The 5,823-nt window shown below is 72.4% G+C and carries 7 protein-coding genes and 1 pseudogene; 1 reads left to right on the top strand and 7 read right to left on the bottom strand.

Annotated elements, in window-relative coordinates; all coding sequences use genetic code 11:
- The 7 genes from E1284_RS43495 to E1284_RS37710 form a co-directional block, all read right to left on the bottom strand.
- Nucleotides 1-692 (bottom strand): MFS transporter (locus tag E1284_RS43495; protein ID WP_279433120.1); only part of this gene is annotated, 692 nt, incomplete at its 3' end.
- A gap of 206 nt (nucleotides 693-898) precedes the next feature.
- Nucleotides 899-1,441 (bottom strand): TIGR03086 family metal-binding protein, encoded by a 543-nt coding sequence (locus E1284_RS37735; protein WP_165965584.1) that lies wholly within the window; start codon nucleotides 1,439-1,441, stop codon nucleotides 899-901.
- A gap of 116 nt (nucleotides 1,442-1,557) precedes the next feature.
- Nucleotides 1,558-2,160 (bottom strand): dihydrofolate reductase family protein, encoded by a 603-nt coding sequence (locus tag E1284_RS37730; protein WP_131944938.1) that lies wholly within the window; start codon nucleotides 2,158-2,160, stop codon nucleotides 1,558-1,560.
- Nucleotides 2,157-2,996 (bottom strand): metalloregulator ArsR/SmtB family transcription factor, encoded by an 840-nt coding sequence (locus tag E1284_RS37725; protein WP_131944937.1) that lies wholly within the window; start codon nucleotides 2,994-2,996, stop codon nucleotides 2,157-2,159. Before E1284_RS37725 ends, E1284_RS37730 begins: the two co-directional genes overlap by 4 nt.
- A gap of 487 nt (nucleotides 2,997-3,483) precedes the next feature.
- Entirely contained in the window at nucleotides 3,484-3,999 is a 516-nt protein-coding gene (locus tag E1284_RS37720; RefSeq protein ID WP_131944936.1) for a GNAT family N-acetyltransferase, read from the bottom strand.
- A gap of 159 nt (nucleotides 4,000-4,158) precedes the next feature.
- Nucleotides 4,159-4,869: a DUF72 domain-containing protein gene (locus E1284_RS37715; protein WP_131944935.1), complete on the bottom strand. Its 711-nt coding sequence runs from the start codon at nucleotides 4,867-4,869 to the stop codon at nucleotides 4,159-4,161.
- Nucleotides 4,870-4,905: 36 nt separating this feature from the next.
- Nucleotides 4,906-5,364 carry a hypothetical protein gene (locus E1284_RS37710; RefSeq protein WP_131944934.1) on the bottom strand — a complete coding sequence of 153 codons (459 nt, stop codon included), beginning with the start codon at nucleotides 5,362-5,364 and terminating at the stop codon, nucleotides 4,906-4,908.
- Between the two features lie 51 nt (nucleotides 5,365-5,415).
- Here E1284_RS37710 and E1284_RS37705 point away from each other — a divergent pair.
- A pseudogene (locus E1284_RS37705) lies at nucleotides 5,416-5,823 on the top strand (tyrosine-type recombinase/integrase); the annotation flags it as partial.

The raw sequence follows: 5,823 nt of genomic DNA, 5'->3' as shown, positions 1-5,823 counted from the left end.
TCCTGCGAGAGGTTGGTGAACACCGCGGCCTCGTAGCGGGCGCCGCCGACGCGGCCCTGCACGAGCGCGTGGCTGGACACCTCCATCGCGGCGGCCCCGACGCCTCGCTCGAGCACCATCACCAGCACCAGCGCCCACCGCACCGCCGGCTCCCGCCGCACCTGCGCCCATCCGGCGCGCACCACCGCGCCCAGCGACGGCGACTCCTCCGCCTCGCCCCGCGACTCCGGCAGGAACCATCCCGCCACCGCGCACGCCGCGCAGGCCGCGGCGCTCGCCACCCCGAGCGCCCGGTACCCGCCGGCCGCCAGTACCGGCGACGCCGCCGCGGACGCGGCCACCACCGCCAGCAGCGAGACCGCCTCCGACCGCCCGATCAGCCGCGCGTACGCCCCCGCCGCCCCGGCACGCTCCAACTCCTCGTACACCAGGGCCTGCATCGTCCCCGACCGCAGCGCCGACCCCGCGCCCCACAGCATGAAACCCGCGGCGAACGCCGGATACGAGGGGAAGAACGCCCACAGCGCGAACCCCGCCCCTGCCAGCAGGGGAGCGGCGACCAGCAGCAGCCGGCGCGAGAACAGGTCGGCCCACAGGCCGGACGGCAGCTCGAGTGAGAACGTCGTGACCGACCAGATCACGAACAGCGACGAGATCGCAGCAGGGGACAACCCGGTATCGGCGAACAACACCGCATATACCGGATACAGAAGGACGAAGTCTTCAAGGAACGCGTAGGAGTACAGCCTCCGCGCGAGTCCAGCCTCAGGTGAAGATCAATGTCGTCGGCGCATACCCGCACCCTAACCGCCCGCCCGCGCCCCGCGCACCCCAGAATCCGCCGGGGGAGGGGAGCGGCCCACGCGGCCGGCTCACACCCGCGGATCACGCGGCCGGATCACGCGGCCGGATCACGCCCGAACAACGCCAGCAGCCGCGCCAGATCCGAGGCGTCGTCCGCGACACCGACCTCCGCCGCCACCATCCCCGCCTCACGCCCGCGCGGCGCCATCCGCTCCGCCGTCTCCAGAGCCGAACGCACCAGATCCGCATCGAACCCGACCGTCTGGCCGGTGGCCCGCGCCAAGTCCCACGTATGCACCAGCACCTCCAGCGGATACCCCTCCAGCCACTCGCGCACCGTCGCATCCCCGAAAGCCAGCGGAACCGTCCGGTCCAGCGCCTCAGGCGTCAGCGCCGCCATCATCCGGGCCCGCACCTCACGCCAGGACGCCACCGGATCCGCACCGGCCACCTCCCGCCAATCCGGATCGTCCTGAGGGAGAGGCCGCCCGGCCGCCCGCATCTCGACCACCAGCAACCCGGCCGTGACATGCCCCGCCACGTCCACCGCCGCCCACCCCGCGCACGGCGACGGCGACGACCACTGATCCGCCGGCACCGCCGCCAGCACCGCCTCGAACCCGTCCAGCGCACGCACGAAACCCTCAGGAACCACGACACCGCCCCGGAGTCGGCCACCAGCACACGGACCCCGCCAATGTAGCGACCATCCCGGCCGGCGGCCTCCGATTCTCCGCGAGGCCGCCGACCGGATCAGCGGACCCGGTCGTAGACCAGCGACAACGTGCCGTGCTCACCCCCGGCCTGCCCGGCGAGCGCCCACCGCTCCTCCGGCAGACCGTCCTCGAAGAGGCGCGGCCCACCGCCGAGGAACACCGGAAAGACCGTGAGCGCCAGCCGATCGACCATGCCGGCCGCCAGCAGCGCCTTGATGACACTCGGACTGGACGGCACGAAGATGTCACCGCCCTCCGCCGCCCTGAGCTCCGCGACCACCTCTGCCGCAGGCCGGTCGACGACCGTCGTCCGCTCCCACGGCGCCTCCGCGAGCGTCGAGGACAGAACCACCTTGTCAGTGCCGACGAGCCACTTCGCGAACCCCTCATCGCGCGGATCGGCGCCCTCCATGCCGATCACGGTCGGCCAGAAGCCCAAGAACCCCTCGGCGTTCACCCGCCCCAGCACGGCCGTCGTCGCCGGCTCCCACAGGGCGGTCAGGTGGTCGCGCGCGACGTCGGTGACCGCGTACGGCATCACCCACCCCATGTCCTGCGGATCGCCCGGCTCGGCGTACCGGCCGTCCAGGGATACGGCGATGTTGGTGACGACCCTGCGGCCGCCGGTCTGCTCCGTCATTTCCTGCTCCTCGTCTCACTGTCCTTCGTGGTGAACGCGGCCGCGAGCCTGTCGAGGCTCTGGCCGAAACCGATCTCGATCCCCGCGATGAAGTCCGCGGAGTCGACCGTGCTGCCGGTGACCCGGTACCGGACGTCGAGGTCCGTGCCCGCGCCGGTGTGCCGGATCTCGAAGTCGAGATGACCGGTGAACGCGACCCCGCCGCCGGGCAGCAGGGGCGACAGCCGGTAGGCGAGACGCTCACCGGGCCGCACCGCCTCGACCACTCCCTCCGCCCGCCCGGCGACCGCATCAGAACCGTCGGCGTCCTCGGCATCGCGGTACTCCTGGACGATCCGCCCGCCCGCCCGCGCCTCGAAGACCAGCTCGGAAACGCGCAGGTCGTCGGGCGTCCACCAGCGGGCGAGCAGATCGGGCTCGGTCAGATGGCGCCAGACCGCCTCGGGACTTCCCGCCAGCGACCGCCGGAACGCGAACGAGCGGCCGTCGGCCCACCCCGGCTCCCGCGCGGCGGCCCGCTCCGCATCGAGGCTGCGCCCGTACCGCTCAAAGGTGTCGCGCGGACCGCCGTCCCGCTCGGCGGTGTCGGCGAGCCGCCCGAGCTCTCCCGCCAGCTCCCGCAGGGGAGCGGACCGGAGCGCATAGATGCGGCGCTGCCCGGTGCGCTGCGACGTGACGATCCCCGCGCGCTCAAGAGCCTGCAGATGCTTGGTCGTCTGCGGCTGCCGCGCCCCGGCGAGCTGCGCGAGGACACCCACCGACCGAGGCCGCTCTGCCAGCAACCCGACAAGCCGCCAACGAACCGGATCGGCCAACGCGGTAAGCACAACGTCCATGGCTCGAAGTATTCTCCACAGAGAATATTCTCGTCAAGGAATATTTAGTGACGACACGACAGGCCGCGGGGGACCGGTGCGGGAAAACGCGCGGACCATCGCGGCGAGACGAGGTACACGTGCGGGGGCCAGCGCCGCTGGCAGTGTTGAGACGTTGCGGCCAAGCCGGGAGGGACGCCGACCGGGACATAGGCGACCGCACCGGTGGCGAGGCGGGTCAGAGAGGCTGCTCGTCCCGCCGCTGGGCGCAAGACGGCGGGCAAGGGGGCGGAGGGCGGCGAATCGGTCGAGGGGTGCGTTCTGGCACCCCGATCGACCCTACTTGACATAATGTACATTATCGACCAACGATCCGATCCGCTGCGAGCGGGGCGATTCGGGCTGCTGTGGGTTGCTATTGCGCAAGTTCGACTCACCGCGCGACGTCCGCAGCGCCGTTCTTGGGAACTCCGCGGAATGATCTAGGGCCGTTCGTCGCTCGGTGGGGTCAGCGGGTGGCGGGCGGGTCCAGGGTGATCCAGTAGCGGTCTTCGCCTTGGGTTCGGCCGTCGTGGGCGCCGCCGTTCGCGATGATCACGCGGCGGGACGGCTCGTTGCCGGCGGCGCACGTCAGCAGGACGCGTTCCAGGCCGAGCCGGCGGCACTCCGCCAGGCCGGCGGCCAGCATCCGCGTCGCGTGGCCCCGCCGCCGCCAAGGCGTGACGACGTGGTAGCCGACATGCCCGCCGACCTCGGCCAGTTCCGGTGTCAGGCGGTGCCGGACGATCAGCGTGCCCAGGTAGTGCTCGCCCGAGACGTACCAGAACGTCGAGCACGGGACGCCCCAGCGCTCCCGGACGCCCCGGCGCCGTGCGACGAACGCGCCGAAGTCGCGGTGCGCCTCGTCCAGCCAGTCCGCGGGTACGCCGTCCGCGAGATGGTCGGCCCACTCCCCGGCCAGGAACGACTCGCGTACCGCCGTGGTCGGCGCGGTCAGGCGCGGCGGCGGGACGAGATCGCTCATGGGTCGATTCTGCCGGATCCGCTGAAACCGGTTCCGTGGCCGGAGAGTCGTGGGCCCCTCCTCCGCCGGGGCCGTGCCCCTCTCCGAGGGCAAACCGGACAGAAGCTGGATTCTGTCCGGTTTGCGTAGTTTATCCTAGATAATCCGTTCACTGGGCGGTTATGGGCGGCGCAGGAGGTCGGCGAAGCGGAGTGCGTTGCGGACGGCGGCGCCGCCGGGGTCGTTGTTGAAGTAGACGTAGCCGTCGTCGGCGCCGGCGAGCTCGTCCGCCCAGCTCTTGAGGGTCTCGTCGTCGTAGTGCGGCCAGGGCTCGGCGGGGCCCTCGTGGAAGCGCAGGTAGAGCCAGCCGGTGGTCCGCCAGAGCGGCGTCTGCGGGCGGCCGAGGCGGTCGGTCCAGCACAGGGCGGCGCCGTGGTCCTCCAGGACGCGGCGGGTCTCGTCCGTCCACCATGCGGGGTGGCGGGGTTCGACGGCGACGCGGACGTCCCCGGGGAACTCCCCCAGGCAGGCGGCGAGGCGGGCCGGTTCTGCGCGCAGGGTCGGCGGCAGCTGCAGCAGGACGGGCCCGAGCTTGGAGCCGAGGCCGGCGGCGGCGTTCATGAGGCGCGCGACGGGCTCGGCGGGGTCGTTGAGGCGTTTCATGTGGGTCAGGTAGCGGCTGGCCTTGACCGCCATGACGAACCCGGGCGGGGTGCCGTCGCGCCACAGCTCGAACGTCTCGCGGCCGGGGAGCCGGTAGAAGGCGTTGTTGTTCTCCACCGTGGCGAACACCTCGCCGTAGCGGTGCAGCCAGCGGCGCTGTGCCAGGCCGGGCGGGTACAGGACGCCGCGCCAGTCGGCGTACTGCCATCCCGATGTGCCGATGAGCATCGGCCCCTCCCCCTCGTCCTGTGCGCGGTGCGGTGGTCATACCCCGCGGCGGAGGGGTTCCAGGGCGCGGATGTAGTCGACGAGGCGGACGCCGATCTCGAACGGGAGGTCCGGGGCGTCCAGGTCGAGGTCGGGCCAGGTCTCGGAGATGCGGCGCCAGGTGGTGCGGCCGAGGAACGGGCCGGTGGCGGGGTCGTCGCCGAGTTCGGCGCGCCAGCGGGGTTCGGCGGTGAGCAGGCGGGCGAGGACGGCCTGGTTGGCGGGTTCGTCGCGGTACTCGGCGTGGAATCCGATCTCGACGGCGTGGGCGCGGGCGCCGGGGGCCAGCTCGGCGGGGATGACCTGGGCCTCGTAGTGCTCGCGCTGCGGTTCGGGGTCGCCGAACCAGGCCTTGACGCCGTTGTGGCGCACCTGGACGCGGAGGTGCCCGAGGGCGGGCGGCGCCGATCCCCGGATGATCTCGCCGACCTGGTCGAACAGTGCGAGGTCCGTCACCGTGCCGATCCTACGGGCGTTCTGTCGGGGGCGGGCGGTAGCGTCCGGCGGGTGCGACCTTCCGATGTTCAGCGGCTGACGGTGGCCGAGTGCGTGGACCGTTACGGGGAGATGGTGCGGGCGAAGACGTCGACGGGTGCGCTGGCGCCGGCGTCGGCGGAGGTGTACGCGCGGGACGTGGTGACGTTCGCGGCGCTGGCGGGCGCCGACCGGGTGCTGGACGATCTGACGGGTGAGGACGTCGATGAGGTGCTGCTTCGGTTCGCGCGCAAGCCGGATGAGCGGCGGCGGGGGCGGCCGCCGGTGGAGCCGGGGGGCGGGCCGTCGCAGAGTGCGGCGTCGCAGGCGCGGTTCCGGCGTTCGGTGTCGGCGTTCTTCCGGTACGCGGTGGTGGCGGGGTGGGTGCAGCTGAATCCGATGGACGCGGTGACGGTGCGGCCGAAGCAGCGGGGCGGGCTG

The organism is Actinomadura bangladeshensis (genome assembly GCF_004348335.1).
Lineage (GTDB): Bacteria > Actinomycetota > Actinomycetes > Streptosporangiales > Streptosporangiaceae > Spirillospora > Spirillospora bangladeshensis.
The sequence above is the reverse complement of the archived record's forward strand: the minus strand, read 5'-3'. Positions and strand labels throughout refer to the sequence as shown.

What these genes read in the sequence shown, in the direction of transcription:
- E1284_RS37715 (WP_131944935.1), bottom strand. Translation starts at nt 4,869, where the DNA reads ATGCTCATCGGCACATCGGGATGGCAGTACGCCGACTGGCGCGGCGTC.
- E1284_RS37725 (WP_131944937.1), bottom strand. Translation starts at nt 2,996, where the DNA reads ATGGACGTTGTGCTTACCGCGTTGGCCGATCCGGTTCGTTGGCGGCTT.
- E1284_RS37730 (WP_131944938.1), bottom strand. Translation starts at nt 2,160, where the DNA reads ATGACGGAGCAGACCGGCGGCCGCAGGGTCGTCACCAACATCGCCGTA.
- E1284_RS37720 (WP_131944936.1), bottom strand. Translation starts at nt 3,999, where the DNA reads ATGAGCGATCTCGTCCCGCCGCCGCGCCTGACCGCGCCGACCACGGCG.